Consider the following 13,872-nt stretch of genomic DNA (forward strand, 5'->3'; position numbering starts at 1 on the left):
GCCCGAGAGTAGGGGCGACAGAGCTTCCATGGTGAGGAGATTCGAGGTGTTCACCTAGTCGTCGCCCCGTCGACACCTGTGGAAGCGCGGCGTCATCGACGTCGATCGGCCGCCGGCCCGAGACTCCCGCGGCGACGTTGCCGGCCGACCGGCATCCGTTCACCTCCCGTTTACCGGCACAGCGCACTCTCTTAAGAGTCGATGTCTACCGTCACGGACGAGCCCTGCACCGGGCTACTACCTGACAACGTGAGGATTCACAGTGAAGCTCAACCGCATCGCCCAGCTGGGCGCTGTTGCCGCCGTCGCGGCTCTCGCACTCACCGGATGCGCCGCCAACGAGCCGGCGGGCAACGGCTCGACCAACTCCCCCGGCGGGTCGTCGTCGGCACTGTCGGGAACGCTGAACGCGACCGGAGCCTCGTCGCAGGATGCTGCGCAGCAGGCGTGGATCGCTGCCTTCCAGACCGCCAACAGCGGCGTCACGATCAACTACCAAGCCACGGGATCCGGAGTGGGTCGCGACAACTTCCTCGCCGGCGGACAGTCGTACATCGGCTCGGACCGCGCTTTCGACGACAGTGAGATCGCCGCAGGCGGCTTCGGCTCTTGCGCCTCCGACGCCATCGTCGAGGTTCCGGTCTACATCTCGCCGGTCGCGATCATCTTCAACCTCGAGGGAATCGACTCGCTCAACCTCGACGCCACCACCGTCGCGAAGATCTTCAACGGCGACATCACCAAGTGGAACGACCCGGCCATCGCCGCCGACAACGAGGGTGTCACGCTGCCCGACGAGGCGATCGCTCCCGTCCACCGCTCCGACCCGTCGGGCACGAGCGACATCTTCACCGGCTACCTGGCGTCGGTCGCGCCGGACGCCTGGCCCCACGAGGCCTCGGACGAGTGGCCGCTGTCATCGGGCGAGGCCGCACAGGGCACCTCGGGCGTCGTCGCCGCCGTCAAGGCCGGCGCGGGAACCATCGGGTACGCCGACGCGTCGCAGGCTGGCGGCCTCGGCACCGTCGCTGTCAAGGTGGGCGACGAGTTCGTTCCCTATTCGTCTGAGGCCGCTGCCGCTCTGGTCGACGCATCCCCGCTGGTCGAAGGCCGCAGTGCCGGTGACCTCGTGTTCGATGTCGACCCCTCGGCCGCTCCGGCAGGCTCCTATCCGATCGCACTGGTCAGCTACCTGATCGCGTGCGAGAAGTACGACGACGCCAACACCGCCGCGGTCGTCAAGGCCTACTTCGATTACGTGACGAGCGCAGACGGCCAGAAGGTCGCCGCCGATGCCGCAGGCTCGGCGCCCCTTTCGGACGGCCTCCGCGAGAAGATCTCGGCCGCGATCGATCTGATCGGCTGACACCACCCGCCGATGCGTGATGCCCCGGCCCGCACGGACGGGCCGGGGCATCACCCCGGAACACCGCAGGTCTGAGGAGAAGATGACAACCACCACCCCGGCGCCCCCGAGTGCGCGGCCCGCCACCCCCACCGCCAAACGGCGACTCGGAGACGTGTTGTTCTCCGGCACCGCTCTCGGCGCCGGGGTGCTGATCCTCGGCATCCTGGTCGCGGTCACGGTGTTCCTCGTGGCCCAGTCGATCCCCGCGCTGACCGAGGATCCTGCCGACAACCCGATCCTCAAGGGCCAGAGCTTCCTCGCCTACGTCGGCCCGCTCGTGTTCGGCACGATCTGGGCCGCCTTTCTCGCCCTCCTGTTGGCTGCCCCGCTGAGCATCGGCATCGCTCTGTTCATCTCGCATTACGCACCACGGCGAATGGCGGCTCTGCTGGGCTATGTCATCGACCTTCTGGCCGCGATCCCCTCGGTCGTTTTCGGATTGTGGGGCTACTCGGTCCTCGCCGGCTTCGTTCAACCGCTCTACGTGTGGCTGAATGCGAACGTCGGTTGGTTCCCCCTCTTCAGCGGCGACCCGTCCAAAACGGGGCGCACCATCCTGACGGCGGCGATCGTGCTGGCTGTGATGGTGATCCCGATCATGACGGCCATCTGCCGTGAGGTGTTCCTGCAGACCCCGAAGCTCCACGAGGAGGCGGCACTCGCCCTCGGATCGACTCGCTGGGAGATGATCCGGATGGCGGTCTTCCCCTTCGCCCGCGGCGGCATGGTCTCCGCAGCAATGCTCGCCCTCGGCCGCGCCCTCGGCGAGACGATGGCCGTCACGATGGTGCTGTCGGCGTCCGGCGTGGTCACGTTCGAGGTACTGACATCGACCAACCCCACTCCGATCCCTGCGAACATCGCCCTCAAGTTCGGTGAGGCGCACGGCACCGGCGTGAACGCCCTCATCGCGACCGGCCTCATCCTCTTCATCGTGACCTTCGCCGTCAACGCGCTTGCCCGCTGGATCGTCAGCCGTCGCGCCGAGTTCTCTGGAGCAAACTGATGGCCACCCTCACCTCCACACCCTCGGTCGAGCGCACCAAGGGCCCGAACACGCTGACCGCAGGGCAGCTGCCCGCCTGGCTGCCGTGGGTTCTCCTCGTTCTGGGTCTCGCCCTCGCGGGCACGTTCTTCGCCATTCTCAACTTCCGCGGGGAGCCCCGCGACTTCAATGTCGCAGGGACCATCTTCTTCGGCTTCCTCATCTTCGCGATCGGGCTCGTGGTCTTCTCGACGATCGTCGAGAGTCGGCGTCGGGCCGTAGACCGCCTGGCTACGGTGCTCGTCAGCTTCGCCTTCGCGGTCGCCCTGATCCCGCTGATCTCGCTGCTCTACACCGTCGTGGTCGACGGAATAGCACGCTTCGACGTGACCTTCTTCACCTGGACGATGCGCAACGTCGTCGGCGAAGGCGGAGGCGCGCTCCACGCCATCTGGGGGACCCTGCTGATCACCCTCGCCGCCACGATCATCTCGGTGCCGATCGGCCTGCTGACCTCGATCTACCTCGTCGAGTACGGTCGCGGTCGACTCGCGCGGGCCATCACCTTCTTCGTCGACGTGATGACAGGTATCCCCTCCATCGTCGCTGGTCTGTTCATCGTCGCACTGTTCACGTTGCTGATCGGACCCGGTCGCTACATGGGGATCATGGGAGCCCTGGCCCTGACGGTCTTGATGATCCCTGTCGTCGTGCGCTCCAGCGAGGAGATGTTGCGACTCGTTCCGAACGAGCTGCGCGAAGCCTCGTACGCCCTGGGCGTGCCGAAGTGGCTGACGATCGCCAAGGTCGTCCTGCCGACCGCGATCGCCGGCATCACGACGGGCGTGATGCTGTCGATCTCGCGGGTGATCGGCGAGACGGCGCCGCTGCTGCTGACCGCCGGATTCACGACGTCGCTGAACACCAACCTGCTCGATCAGCCCATGATGACCCTTCCGGTCTTCGTCTACACGCAGTTCCAGAACCCAGGGACCAACGTCGACGCCGCGCTGGCCCGAGCGTGGGGCGCCGCCCTCACCCTCATTCTCATCGTCATGGCGCTCAACCTCATCGCACGCTTCGTCGCGAAGAAGTTCGCCCCCAAGTTCGGCCGCTGACGGCCCCTCGAGAAAGAACCGACGTGTCCAAGAGCATCGAAGTCAACGACCTCAACGTGTACTACGGCGACTTCCTCGCCGTCGAGGGCGTGTCCCTCGAGATCGAACCGCGGAGTGTGACGGCCTTCATCGGCCCGTCGGGGTGCGGCAAGTCCACGTTCCTGCGCACCCTCAACCGCATGCACGAGGTGATCCCCGGTGCCCGAGTGGAGGGCGAGGTGCTGCTCGACGGCGAAGACCTGTACGGCGCGGGCGTGGATCCCGTGCTCGTGCGGCGTCAGATCGGGATGGTCTTCCAGCGCCCCAACCCGTTCCCCACGATGAGCATCAAGGAGAACGTGCTGGCGGGCGTGAAGCTCAACAACAAGAAGATCTCCAGGAGCGACGCCGATGCTCTCGTCGAGCAGTCGCTGCGGGGGGCAAACCTCTGGAACGAGGTCAAGGACCGCCTCGACAAGCCCGGCTCGGGGCTCTCCGGCGGACAGCAGCAGCGTCTGTGCATCGCACGGGCGATCGCCGTGTCGCCCGACGTCCTGCTGATGGACGAGCCGTGCTCCGCCCTCGACCCGATCTCGACCTTCGCGATCGAGGAGCTCATACAGGAGTTGAAGAAGGAGTACACGATCGTCATCGTGACCCACAACATGCAGCAGGCCTCCCGCGTGAGCGACAAGACCGCCTTCTTCAACATCGCCGGCACCGGCAAGCCCGGCAAGCTCATCGAGTACGACGAGACCGGCACGATCTTCACCACACCGTCGGTCCAGGCCACCGAGGACTACGTCTCCGGCCGCTTCGGCTGATCGCGGCCCGCAATCCTGCTTCCTGCTTCCTGCTTCCTGTTTCCTGCTTCCGGGACACAACGGCGGACGACCGGGCCAACACGCCGCCCTCACCGCCGCGGAGGCCGGCGTGTCGCTCGCTCGATCCGCCGTTGTGCACACGCCAGCTCCCGCGCGGATGTGGGTACCCCGGGTGCGTCGGTTCCTCCCCGGGTGCCCCGGCTCCTCCCCCGCCATGATTCGACATGCGATGTGCACGGTGAGCCCGACGCGGCACTGGGCCCTCTCCGCCGCAGGGACATGGTGGACGCATGTGTGTGCCGTCGATCGCCGTCCAGCGCTACCGCGAGCTGCGCGCGGCAGGCCTCTCGCGCTCAGCCATCCGCAGAGCCGTCGCCGCGGGCGACCTGCACCATTTGCGCCGCGGCGTGTACGCCTCGGCAGACGCGTGCGCGGAGGTCATGATCGCTGCGACGCATGGTGGAGCGCTCGCCTGCGTGTCGGCGGCACGGCACTGGGGGTTGTGGGTGCTCGAAGAGCCCGGCAACGTCCACGTCTGGCTCCATCGCGACGGACATCGTCGGCATGCGGAGGACCCGTGCACCTGCGTCGAGCACTGGGACGAGGGCACTCGCGATGCCTTCGCCCTCCCGTCCGCCGCCCGTGTCCTGCGTCAGATCCTGGCATGCGCAGGTGTGGAGGCATTCTTTGTGGCGCTGGAGTCCGCACGACGCACGGGAATCGTCGGGCCGGCCGCCCTTCGCTGGCTGACCAGTCACATCGGCGGCGAAGGTCGTGAAGCAGTTGCGTTGTCCCGTGACGATGCCGACAGCGGGCTGGAATCGCTCTTCCGCTGGCGCCTGCGGCATCACGGCCTGACCGTTCGCACCCAGGTTCGTATCGTCGGCGTCGGAGTGGTCGACGTCCTCGTCGGCGACCGGCTCATCGTGGAGACCGATGGCAAGGCAAATCACGACAGCCCTTCCCTGCGCCACAAAGATCTCCTGCGTGATGCGCACGCGGCGCTCTGGGGCTACGTCACTCTGAGATTCGACTACGCGATGATCGTTCACGAGTGGGATCTGGTGGAGTCCGCGATTCTCGCGTCCGTGGCCTCCGGGCACCATCTCGTGCCCGGTCGATGAGTCCGCCTCGGTGGGTCCGCCTAGGTGGGTCCGCCCGGGAAGCGAGGCGGCCGCCGATCAGCGACACATCGGCGGATGGGAGAGCCGACACGCCGGGCGCGGGCCACGAAGCATCGGCGTGCCGGCCCGGCCGTCCGCCGTTGTGCATCACGGCACGGCACGGAACGACACCCGCTCGGCCCCGGCCTCGGCCTCGGCACCGGCTCGGCATCACGGCACGGGCACGACACCCGGCCGCGTCAGTCCCGGCGGCCGAGGAGGTAGTGGTTGAGCGTCGAGGTGATCGCCGGGTCGTGGGGAATCGCTCGTCCGTCCACCGCCGTGATCGGAGCGGCCAACCGCACGCTGGACAGAAGCCACGCGGCATCGGCGGCGAGCAGGTCGGCGACGGGAATCGGCTCGTACGCCGTCTCGTAGCCCTCGCTCTGGAGGAAGCCGAAGAGGCTCCGCTGCGTGGTGCCGTGGAGGATACCGGCGTGCGGTTCCGGGGTGACGAAGGTGGCCCCTCGGCGCACGACGACCGACGCGGTCGGGGCCTCCAGAACATAGCCGTCAGTGGTGACGAACACGGCGTCGTCGGCGCCACGTCGCTTCGCCTCACGGATCGCGGCCATGTTCACCGCGTACGAGAGGGTCTTCGCGCCAAGGAGGAGCCAAGGCGCCCGCGCGGGCACGTCGCTCGCAAAGCCGCGGTCGAGCGTGGCCACCCGGACGCCGGACGTGCGCGCGGTGGCGAAGTCAGCCGCGTCGGCGACCGTGACCCAGGCGGTCGGGCCGGATCCGTGTTCCACACCGCGACTGAGGATCAGCTTGACCACGGCCTCCCCCGAGCCCGCATGGGCCACGGCGAGTTCGACCGCCTGCCGCCACTGCGCGAGGTGTGGGCGGGGCAGCTCGCACAACTCCGCCGAGTGCTCGAGGCGAGCGAGATGCGCCTCGACTTCCTGGGCATGACCGCCGATCACGCCGATCGACTCGAACACCCCGTCGCCGCGCTGGGCAGCAAGATCACCGACGCTGAGGCCCGGAGCGAGCGGATCGACCTCGGTGAAGGTCTCGCGAAAGTCGCTGCGCGCGTCGGTTTCCGACGCCGGGACCAGGAGAAGAGCGAAGCGCCAGGCCATTCCCTGAGCCTACGCGCCACACACCGCGGACTCAGGCTCATCGGCCTCACGGGGCGTCGCCCGAGGGAGAGGCCAGGAATAGCCTGCGCGGCCCCTCCGTTACAATGGAACAGCCGGGCCGCAGTAACCCCGGGCTCCAACTTCTGCCGCTGCGAGCGGCCTCGCGCCGAGAGGCGTTCCTGCGGTCCGGCACTTCTTTTTCCCGCTGCGGGCGGGTGGAGACGCTGCGTCGCCGCTCACGACAGCGAGGCCACAACCGTCAGGTCAGCGCATCGCGGCGCCACAGCGCGGCCGCCGCCCCGAGGTCCTCCGCGAACGTCGTCAGCCGGAGCGCGCGGGCGGTGAACGCCGTCGCACGGTCGGGCTCGGTGTGATCGTGGTCATCGGCGAGGTCGGCGGCACCGGCCGCCTCGACGCGACAGAACGAGGCGGCGCGCTCCAGAGCGACGGCGAAATCCCCGCTGAACACGCCGCGCAGGATCTCATCGCTCAACGAGACGAGCTCATCCGGCCCTGCGGGCGTGGGGGCGCCGGCCACCACGTCGTCGGCCGACGCGAGCCGCACCCGGCCCCGCTCGTACAACAGGGCGGCGGTACGCGCATCGTCGTGGACCATGAGCTGGAGCAGGTAGATCCGCCACAGCGTTCCCGGCAACGACTTCGCCGGCGAGCGCGACCAGAGCTCGGCGATCGTGTCGATCCCGTGCTGATCGGTGAAGCTCACGAGCCTGTCCACGGCGCCATCGGCCGGCTGCTCCCGCACGCGCGACAACAACGCCACGGCCGTGGCGTGAGCGACGCGCGACACCTCCGCCGGGTCCTCGGCGCTGAAGAGGCGGTCGAGCATCTCGGCGGGGCGGCGGACGGGCTTGTGGAACGAACGCGGGTCGTCAGACATCGCGTTCCAGGGTACCGGCGGCCGGGTGGCCCGGCTCCGCAGGACCGGTCAGCTGGTCTCGGACGGTACCGCGACGATCGGGTCGGTGGTCGGCTTCCCGTCCGGAGATCCGCCGCGCTGCTCCACCGTCACGGCGATGGTGTCGCCCGGCTTCATCGAGCCCACGAGCTGCGCGGTGGCCTCGCCGTCGCTGGCATCGAAGGTGCCCGCGGCGATCGGGGTGTCGTCACGGACGAACCACAGCTCGAACGTGCGGTCTTCGGCGATCTCTGGCATCCCCTTCGCCACGAAGACGGCTTCGCCGAGCGACTCCGACCAATGGAGCGACGCCTGCCCGTCCTCACCCATCCGGGTGGTCACGGACTGTGCGTCGGGCTGGGACTCGATCTGCGCGAGCAGCTGAACGGCCGGAGGCGTGCGCAGTGAATCGGAGATCGCCCCGACGCCCCAGCCGATTCCGACCAAGAGCGCGACGGACGCGACGAGCGCGAACAGTCCACGGGTCCAGTTGCGGCGCTGGATCGCCTGCACCACCTCGGTGGGAGGAGCGGCATCTGCGGACGGCGCCTCCGGCGACGGGGCATCCGAGGCGGACGGCTCCGCGAATGACGCCGAGGACGTGCCTCGATCGAGAGCGACCGTGTCGTCGGCGGAGGCGGACGGGTCGAGCGGAGCAGCGCCACCGACGACCGAAGCCTCCGGTGTCTCTGCGGCACCGCCACGGATCTGCGACAGCAGCCGCGACCGCACGTTCAGCGGCGGGGCGACGGGGGTCACGCTGTCGCCCAGCGCCCCGACGGTGTCCAGGTCGAGGCGAACGATCTCCTGCCACTCCGGGTGGGCGGCGAGTGCGTCGTGGTAGCGACGCTCGTCGTCGGGAGACAGCGCTCCGAGGGCGTGACCGGCGGAGAGCTCGGCGAATTCCTGCTCGTTCATACGGCCACCCCCAATTCGGTGCGTAGGCGCGACAGGCCGTCGCGCATTCTCGTCTTGATCGTTCCCAGCGGCGTTCCGCTCAGCGCGGCGATCTCGCTTTGAGAGTAGCCGCCGAAGTAGGCCAGAGTCAGTGCTTCACGCTGTGCTTCGGGGAGCGCTTCGAGGGCCCGCGCCACGCGCCTGCTCTCGATCCGCAACTCGACTTGTTCTTCGACGGCGACGGCCGGGGTGTTCAGTTCCCGCATGCCGGCACGGACGTCTCGTTCTCCGGCTGCCTGTGCAGACCGGACCCGGTCGACGGCCCGTCGGTGTGCGATCGTGAGAACCCACGACCTTCCCTGTCCTCTATTCGGAGCGAACGAGCCAGCGGATTGCCAGATCTCGAGGAAGACCTCTTGGAGGACCTCTTCGCTCTGAGCGCGGTCGACCAGCACACGCAGGATCAGTCCGAACACGCGCGACGACATCATGTCGTACAGCGTCCCGAAGGCGGTGTCGTCACCGGCTGCGATACGCATCAGAAGCTCCGCGACGCGATCGGCGCTCTCGCCGTCCTCGCCCACTTCCACACCGTCGATGACCATCTCGACAAGCATGCACCATCTCCCGCTCCATCGTCGTATCCCGTGATCACCCGAAGGTGAAGGAGTAGGCCTCCACGCCCTTCGGAACCTCGAGCGTGATCGTTCCCTGCCGAGCCGCTCCGCGCTCGATCACGGCGTAGGAGCGCGGCGTGCCTCCGACGTCGATCGAGGACTTCTTCCCGTCCACGTCGACCTGAATCGTTCCCTCACCGGCCGCGACGATCCGCACCTCGGAGGCGCGATAGGTCAGCACGATGCGCCCGGTGTCGGCGGTGGGAGTGACGAACTGCGTCTGCACGTTCCACGCGCCGTCGAGGGCGAAGGTGTCGGCGGCCTGATCGGCGGGCGCGGTGAACTGTCCCTCGCCCGCCCGGTACTGCCCGGGGCCGGCGAAGTTGACGTCCTTCGACGACCCGAGGAAGGTCTCCGGCGTCGTCGATCCCAGCTCGGGGGTCTCATCGGTGACGTTCGTGGCCGCGGGGAGACTCACCGACGGGTTGGCATCGGTCAGCAGCTCGCGGATCATCTTCTCGGTGGCGGCGTAGTTCCCCTCGCCGAAGGCGATGTGGCGCACCGTGCCCTGCGCGTCGATCAGGTAGTGCGCGGGCCAGTACCGGTTGCGGTAGTTGGTCCAGGTGGCGAGGTTGTTGTCGAGCGCCACCGGATAGGTGATCCCGAAGTCGCGCGCGCCGGCCTCGACGTTGGCCGCGTCTTTCTCGAACGCATACTCCGGAGAGTGGATGCCGATCACTTGGAGCCCCGCATCGCGGTAGGCCTTGTCCCACGCCACGACGTGAGGGATCGAACGCTGGCAGTTGATGCAGGAGTACGCCCAGAAGTCGATCAGCACGACCTTGCCGCGCAGCTCCTTCAGATCGATCGCCTCACCGCCCGGGGTGTTGAACCACTTCTCGATGCCCTTGATCGACGGCGCCGTGCCGCACGACTCCAGCTGGTCCGCCCCATTGGTGCACTTGTCGAGGTCGCGATTCTCGTCGGTGACGATGCCACCGAGACCGAGCGCCCGAGCGGCCTGGTCGTTGTCGGTGAGGTCGCGCTGCAGCTGGGCCGTGTAGTCCGGAACGAGCCGCTGGAGCGCCTGCGGCACGTTGAACGCGAGTCCCACCGCGAGGGCGAGCATCGCGACGCCCGCCGCGATCCGCAGGCCACGCTCACGACTCCGGAACGCACGGATGCGCTCGACGAGGCCGCGCCCGGCGAGGGCGAACACGAGCAGAGGGATGGCGACGCCGATCGCGAACGACGCCGTGAGGAGCACGGTGTCGACGCCGATGCGACCCGTTGCCCCGGCCACGATGATCGCGGCGAGGACGGGCCCGGCACACGGCACGAACACCGCGCCGAGAGCGAGACCCACGCCGAACCCGCTCCCCCGGTTCTGCACCTCGCGACGGGGCAGCCACTGGAAGGGCTTCTCGAGGAGCTGTTCGAACCGCGGGATCAGCAGGCCGACACCGATGAGGATCAGCACGCCGATGCCGACCCAGCGGATCACGTCTTGCGGAAGGTTCAGGAGGCCGAGCACGAGCGAGCCGACGAGTGTCACGAGAGTGAAGCTGATGACGAGCCCGAGGATCACCAAGTAGGGGCGACTGCGGCGAGCGGGCTTCGTCTTCGCGTCGCCCTCGAAGCGGGCGGACTGCGCGCCTCCCGTGAGGAAGATGACTGGCAGCACCGGCAGGATGCACGGCGATATGCCGGTGATGAGCCCGCCCAGCAGGCCGATGATGATCAGGTCCACGATTCTCCCTCGGTGTTGAGAGCCATTCGGCGGGCGCGGCGAATCGGATTGGCTCGGGGCGCTCGGGGTGCTTGGGGGCGCAGTTCACTGAAGGAAGGAGGCGCCACGCGGAGGGCCCGCGAAGAGGGGGAAACGCGGCGTCGATCAGCCGCGCGGAACTCTTTTCAGTTTTCCTCCCATCCGATTCCGACACCACTCCGAAGAACTGCCAAAGCCGCCGACGGAGCGCGGCACGACAGCACACCACGAGGAATGGAGCCATCATGCTCAGCACCAAGAAGAAGCTCGGCAGCGCACTCGCCCTGACCGTCGCCGGCATGTTCGCGCTGGCCGGATGTTCGATGGGCAGCACCACGACCGCACCGTCCGAGAGCTCGATGGCACCGCAGCCGTCGATGAGCGAGTCGGCGCCGGCCATGGACCCGGCCGCCAACCTGGTCGGATCGGGCTGCGCCGCCTACGCCGAGCAGGTCCCGGACGGCCCCGGCTCGGTCCAGGGCATGTCGCAGGACCCCGTCGCCGTCGCGGCGTCGAACAACCCGCTGCTGAAGACGCTCGTCGCAGCCGTCAGCGGTCAGCTCAACCCCGACGTGAACCTCGTCGACACCCTCAACGGCAGCGAGTTCACCGTCTTCGCGCCGGTGGATGAGGCCTTCGCGAAGATCGACGCCGACACGATCGAGACGCTGAAGACCGACAGCAAGATGCTCACCTCGATCCTCACCTACCACGTGGTTCCCGGCCAGATCGAGCCCGACGCCATCGACGGCACCCACACGACCGTCAACGGCGCCGACCTGACCGTGACCGGATCCGGTGACGACATCATGGTCAACGACGACGCCAAGGTGATCTGCGGCGGCGTCCAGACTGCCAACGCCACCGTCTACCTGATCGACTCGGTGCTCCTCCCGCCGGCCGAGTGATCACGACTCCAGCGAGGGAGCGGTACCCACGCTGAGAGGCCTGCCGCCGCCGGATGCTTCGCGCTCCGGCGGCGGCAGTTTGCCGTGTGCGGGGGCGCGTGTGTGGGGTGGCGTGCGCGTCGCCGGGGTTAGTCCTTCTTCTTGTTCCGCGCATCGAGACCGGCGCCGATGGCGACGCCGAGCGCCATCCCGATACCGACGCCCATCGGAGGATTGCCGAAGAGCGACCCCAGGAGGACGCCGAGCCCCGCGCCGAGGGCGATTCCGATCGCGATCCAGTTCTGTGGACTGTTCGAGTTCTCGGCCATGTCGCTACGGTACGAGGCGGGCGGAGGACGCGCCTCCGTCGCGAGGGGGAGATCCTCGTGGACCAACCGAGGAGCGCGTGAGGGGCCCGCGTCCTGGGTAGGCTAGGGATCGAGGGCCTCTAGCTCAGTCGGTAGAGCATCGGACTTTTAATCCGCGGGTCGTGGGTTCGAGCCCCACGGGGCCCACCAGTCAAGCGCGCGGATCGCGAGGGTGTCGGCGTGACGCCGGACAGCAGCGAGCCCCTCACGTCCATCCAACGGGCCCCTTCACGCCACCTCGGATAACGTACGTCTCGTGACGACGACCCACACCCGAGCCCCCACCACGTCGTCGTCGCCATCCCGCCAGGCGCGGCGCCGCGCGATCCTCCACGAGGCGGGCGGCTACGCCCTCGCCGCGGTGCTAGCGCTGGTCGTCACCGCGCAGCTGGCGACGACGCAGGCATGGATGATGTTCGCCGACGGCGACTCGCTCATCACCGTGCTGCTGACGAAGTCGCTCGTAGCCGGGCATGCGCAGGACTGGGCGATGTCGCCCGTGCTCTTCATTCCGGAGACGGCCGTCTATGCCGCGCTCTCCACGCTCGGGCTCGGCGTACGCGCCACGCTCATGCTGAACGCCTGGGTGAACTTCGTCGCTCTCTATGCCGCGATCCGCGTCGTCAGCGGCAGCCGCCGGCGTGTCTCACACCCGGTGCGGGGCGCGCTCCTCGCCTTCTCGGCGTTCTGCCTGTTGGCGGTGCTGAACAGCGGGGAGGGACGAGATGGCTTTCATCTCGCATCGGCGTTCGGGTTGACGACGTACTACTCGGCAACGGTGGTCGGCGTGATCCTCACGTCGGGAATCACGCGGCGCGTGCTGGACCGTGCTCCGTCGTCGCGGCGGATCCCTGTGCTCGCTCTCACAGGGATCACCCTGGCATCGGCGGTCTCCACACTGACCAATCCCCTCTTCGCGGCGTGGGGCACGGTGCCGCTGGTCGTGGTGCTGTTGCTCTTGCGCGCCGGCGGCATCTCGGCCTGGCGCCCGGTGCTCTTCCTCGCAGTGGCCACGGTCGCCGGCACGGCGCTCGGAATGGCCGCTCGGGTGCCGCTTTCACCGTGGATCGTTGCGGATGCCCGGCTGTATGTGCGCGCCGGCCACTGGGCGGCGTCATTCGTGCGCTATGCCGGACTCGCGGTGGAGTCTGCCGCGAGTCTCCCCGGCGCGGGATTCCTTCTCCTGACCGCGGCGATGTGGGGCATCTCGTGTGCTCTCACCGCCCGGTTCTTCCGCCGAGGAATGACTGCTCCCGCGTTCGTGACCGGGAGTGCCGCGCTCGTTCCGGTGGTGGTCGTGATCGGGATGGTCACCCTCGGCACCGACGGGATTCGATATCTTCAGCCTGTCGCCTTCATGCCTCCACTCGCCCTCGTCACGATTCCGACCCTGCGGAGACAGGAGGAGCGGAATCTCGACTCGCCGAGAAAATGGTGGCGAGCGGGCGCCATCGGAATGGCAGCCATCGTCGCTCTCGGATGGTCTCTGCCGCGGGCCATCAGCGAGGCCCGTGCAACCGATGTCGACCTCGCGTGCGTGGTCGACTGGGTCGACTCCTCCGACAGAGTGGGTGCGGGGCAGTTCTGGACCGTCCGAGCCCCCCAGGCCTATGCGAGAGACCCCGCGTCGCTCATCCAAGTTGACCATCAGTTCGCCGTCTACGAGTGGCTGACCAATCGTGCCGATAGCGCGTCGCCACGGGTGACATTCGTCATCACGGACGGCATGTCCTCGCCCTTCGAGTACCCGGACGGAGTGAGCGAGTCGGACGCATCAACGCTCTCCTGCGGCCGATACACGATCCACGACTTCGGCGACCGCCGCATTCCGATCACTCATCGATAGGAGCCTGCCGC

13 protein-coding genes and 1 tRNA gene are annotated in these 13,872 nt (G+C 68.1%); 8 read left to right on the forward strand and 6 right to left on the reverse strand.

Translation table 11 applies throughout. The annotated features are described in order from the left end of the window. The first annotated feature begins 262 nt into the window (after positions 1–262). From QM591_RS12005 to QM591_RS12025, 5 genes are all read left to right on the forward strand, one after another. On the forward strand, positions 263–1,366 hold the full coding sequence (locus QM591_RS12005) for a phosphate ABC transporter substrate-binding protein PstS (RefSeq protein WP_415132631.1): 1,104 nt from the start codon (positions 263–265) through the stop codon (positions 1,364–1,366). 82 nt (positions 1,367–1,448) lie between these two features. Further along, positions 1,449–2,414, forward strand: a complete 966-nt coding sequence (gene pstC / locus QM591_RS12010; RefSeq protein ID WP_415132632.1) for a phosphate ABC transporter permease subunit PstC — start codon at positions 1,449–1,451, stop codon at positions 2,412–2,414. Next, positions 2,414–3,511, forward strand: a complete 1,098-nt coding sequence (gene pstA, locus QM591_RS12015) for a phosphate ABC transporter permease PstA (RefSeq protein ID WP_415132633.1) — start codon at positions 2,414–2,416, stop codon at positions 3,509–3,511. Before pstC ends, pstA begins: the two co-directional genes overlap by 1 nt. A 23-nt stretch (positions 3,512–3,534) precedes the next feature. Further along, positions 3,535–4,314, forward strand: coding sequence for a phosphate ABC transporter ATP-binding protein PstB (gene pstB, locus QM591_RS12020; protein WP_415132634.1), 780 nt, complete (start codon positions 3,535–3,537; stop codon positions 4,312–4,314). Between the two features lie 290 nt (positions 4,315–4,604). Then, positions 4,605–5,438 (forward strand): DUF559 domain-containing protein, encoded by an 834-nt coding sequence (locus QM591_RS12025; protein WP_415132635.1) that lies wholly within the window; start codon positions 4,605–4,607, stop codon positions 5,436–5,438. Positions 5,439–5,677: 239 nt separating this feature from the next. Here QM591_RS12025 and QM591_RS12030 read toward each other — a convergent pair whose 3' ends face one another. From QM591_RS12030 to QM591_RS12050, 5 genes are all read right to left on the reverse strand, one after another. Continuing rightward, the gene (locus tag QM591_RS12030) at positions 5,678–6,562 is read right to left on the reverse strand and encodes an aminodeoxychorismate lyase (protein WP_415132636.1); all 885 of its coding nucleotides are present in this window, start codon (positions 6,560–6,562) and stop codon (positions 5,678–5,680) included. Positions 6,563–6,821: 259 nt separating this feature from the next. Beyond that, on the reverse strand, positions 6,822–7,460 hold the full coding sequence (locus QM591_RS12035) for a DNA-directed RNA polymerase subunit beta (RefSeq protein ID WP_415132637.1): 639 nt from the start codon (positions 7,458–7,460) through the stop codon (positions 6,822–6,824). Between the two features lie 48 nt (positions 7,461–7,508). Continuing rightward, complete coding sequence (locus tag QM591_RS12040; protein ID WP_415132638.1) at positions 7,509–8,396, reverse strand: anti-sigma factor domain-containing protein; 888 nt, start codon at positions 8,394–8,396, stop codon at positions 7,509–7,511. Further along, on the reverse strand, positions 8,393–8,992 hold the full coding sequence (gene sigK, locus QM591_RS12045; protein ID WP_415132639.1) for an ECF RNA polymerase sigma factor SigK: 600 nt from the start codon (positions 8,990–8,992) through the stop codon (positions 8,393–8,395). The genes QM591_RS12040 and sigK overlap by 4 nt, the downstream gene beginning before the upstream one ends. A 34-nt stretch (positions 8,993–9,026) precedes the next feature. Beyond that, on the reverse strand, positions 9,027–10,742 hold the full coding sequence (locus QM591_RS12050; RefSeq protein WP_415132640.1) for a cytochrome c biogenesis protein DipZ: 1,716 nt from the start codon (positions 10,740–10,742) through the stop codon (positions 9,027–9,029). A 263-nt stretch (positions 10,743–11,005) separates the two neighbouring features. Here QM591_RS12050 and QM591_RS12055 point away from each other — a divergent pair, with 263 nt between their 5' ends. Continuing rightward, positions 11,006–11,668 carry a fasciclin domain-containing protein gene (locus tag QM591_RS12055; protein ID WP_415132641.1) on the forward strand — a complete coding sequence of 221 codons (663 nt, stop codon included), beginning with the start codon at positions 11,006–11,008 and terminating at the stop codon, positions 11,666–11,668. Between the two features lie 128 nt (positions 11,669–11,796). Here QM591_RS12055 and QM591_RS12060 read toward each other — a convergent pair whose 3' ends face one another. Further along, positions 11,797–11,976 (reverse strand): hypothetical protein, encoded by a 180-nt coding sequence (locus tag QM591_RS12060; RefSeq protein WP_415132642.1) that lies wholly within the window; start codon positions 11,974–11,976, stop codon positions 11,797–11,799. Between the two features lie 113 nt (positions 11,977–12,089). Here QM591_RS12060 and QM591_RS12065 point away from each other — a divergent pair. Further along, positions 12,090–12,165 (forward strand) — tRNA-Lys (locus QM591_RS12065). Positions 12,166–12,271: 106 nt separating this feature from the next. Continuing rightward, complete coding sequence (locus QM591_RS12070; protein WP_415132643.1) at positions 12,272–13,861, forward strand: hypothetical protein; 1,590 nt, start codon at positions 12,272–12,274, stop codon at positions 13,859–13,861. Positions 13,862–13,872: the final 11 nt, after the last annotated feature.

The sequence above is a fragment of the Microbacterium sp. genome (assembly GCF_047607225.1).
GTDB lineage: Bacteria > Actinomycetota > Actinomycetes > Actinomycetales > Microbacteriaceae > Microbacterium.

Excerpts from the sequence above, each read along its gene's own strand:
- QM591_RS12035 (WP_415132637.1), bottom strand. The coding sequence starts at position 7,460 with ATGTCTGACGACCCGCGTTCGTTCCACAAGCCCGTCCGCCGCCCCGCC.
- QM591_RS12060 (WP_415132642.1), bottom strand. The coding sequence starts at position 11,976 with ATGGCCGAGAACTCGAACAGTCCACAGAACTGGATCGCGATCGGAATC.
- pstC (WP_415132632.1), top strand. The coding sequence starts at position 1,449 with ATGACAACCACCACCCCGGCGCCCCCGAGTGCGCGGCCCGCCACCCCC.
- sigK (WP_415132639.1), bottom strand. The coding sequence starts at position 8,992 with ATGCTTGTCGAGATGGTCATCGACGGTGTGGAAGTGGGCGAGGACGGC.
- QM591_RS12040 (WP_415132638.1), bottom strand. The coding sequence starts at position 8,396 with ATGAACGAGCAGGAATTCGCCGAGCTCTCCGCCGGTCACGCCCTCGGA.
- pstA (WP_415132633.1), top strand. The coding sequence starts at position 2,414 with ATGGCCACCCTCACCTCCACACCCTCGGTCGAGCGCACCAAGGGCCCG.
- QM591_RS12025 (WP_415132635.1), top strand. The coding sequence starts at position 4,605 with ATGTGTGTGCCGTCGATCGCCGTCCAGCGCTACCGCGAGCTGCGCGCG.
- QM591_RS12030 (WP_415132636.1), bottom strand. The coding sequence starts at position 6,562 with ATGGCCTGGCGCTTCGCTCTTCTCCTGGTCCCGGCGTCGGAAACCGAC.
- QM591_RS12055 (WP_415132641.1), top strand. The coding sequence starts at position 11,006 with ATGCTCAGCACCAAGAAGAAGCTCGGCAGCGCACTCGCCCTGACCGTC.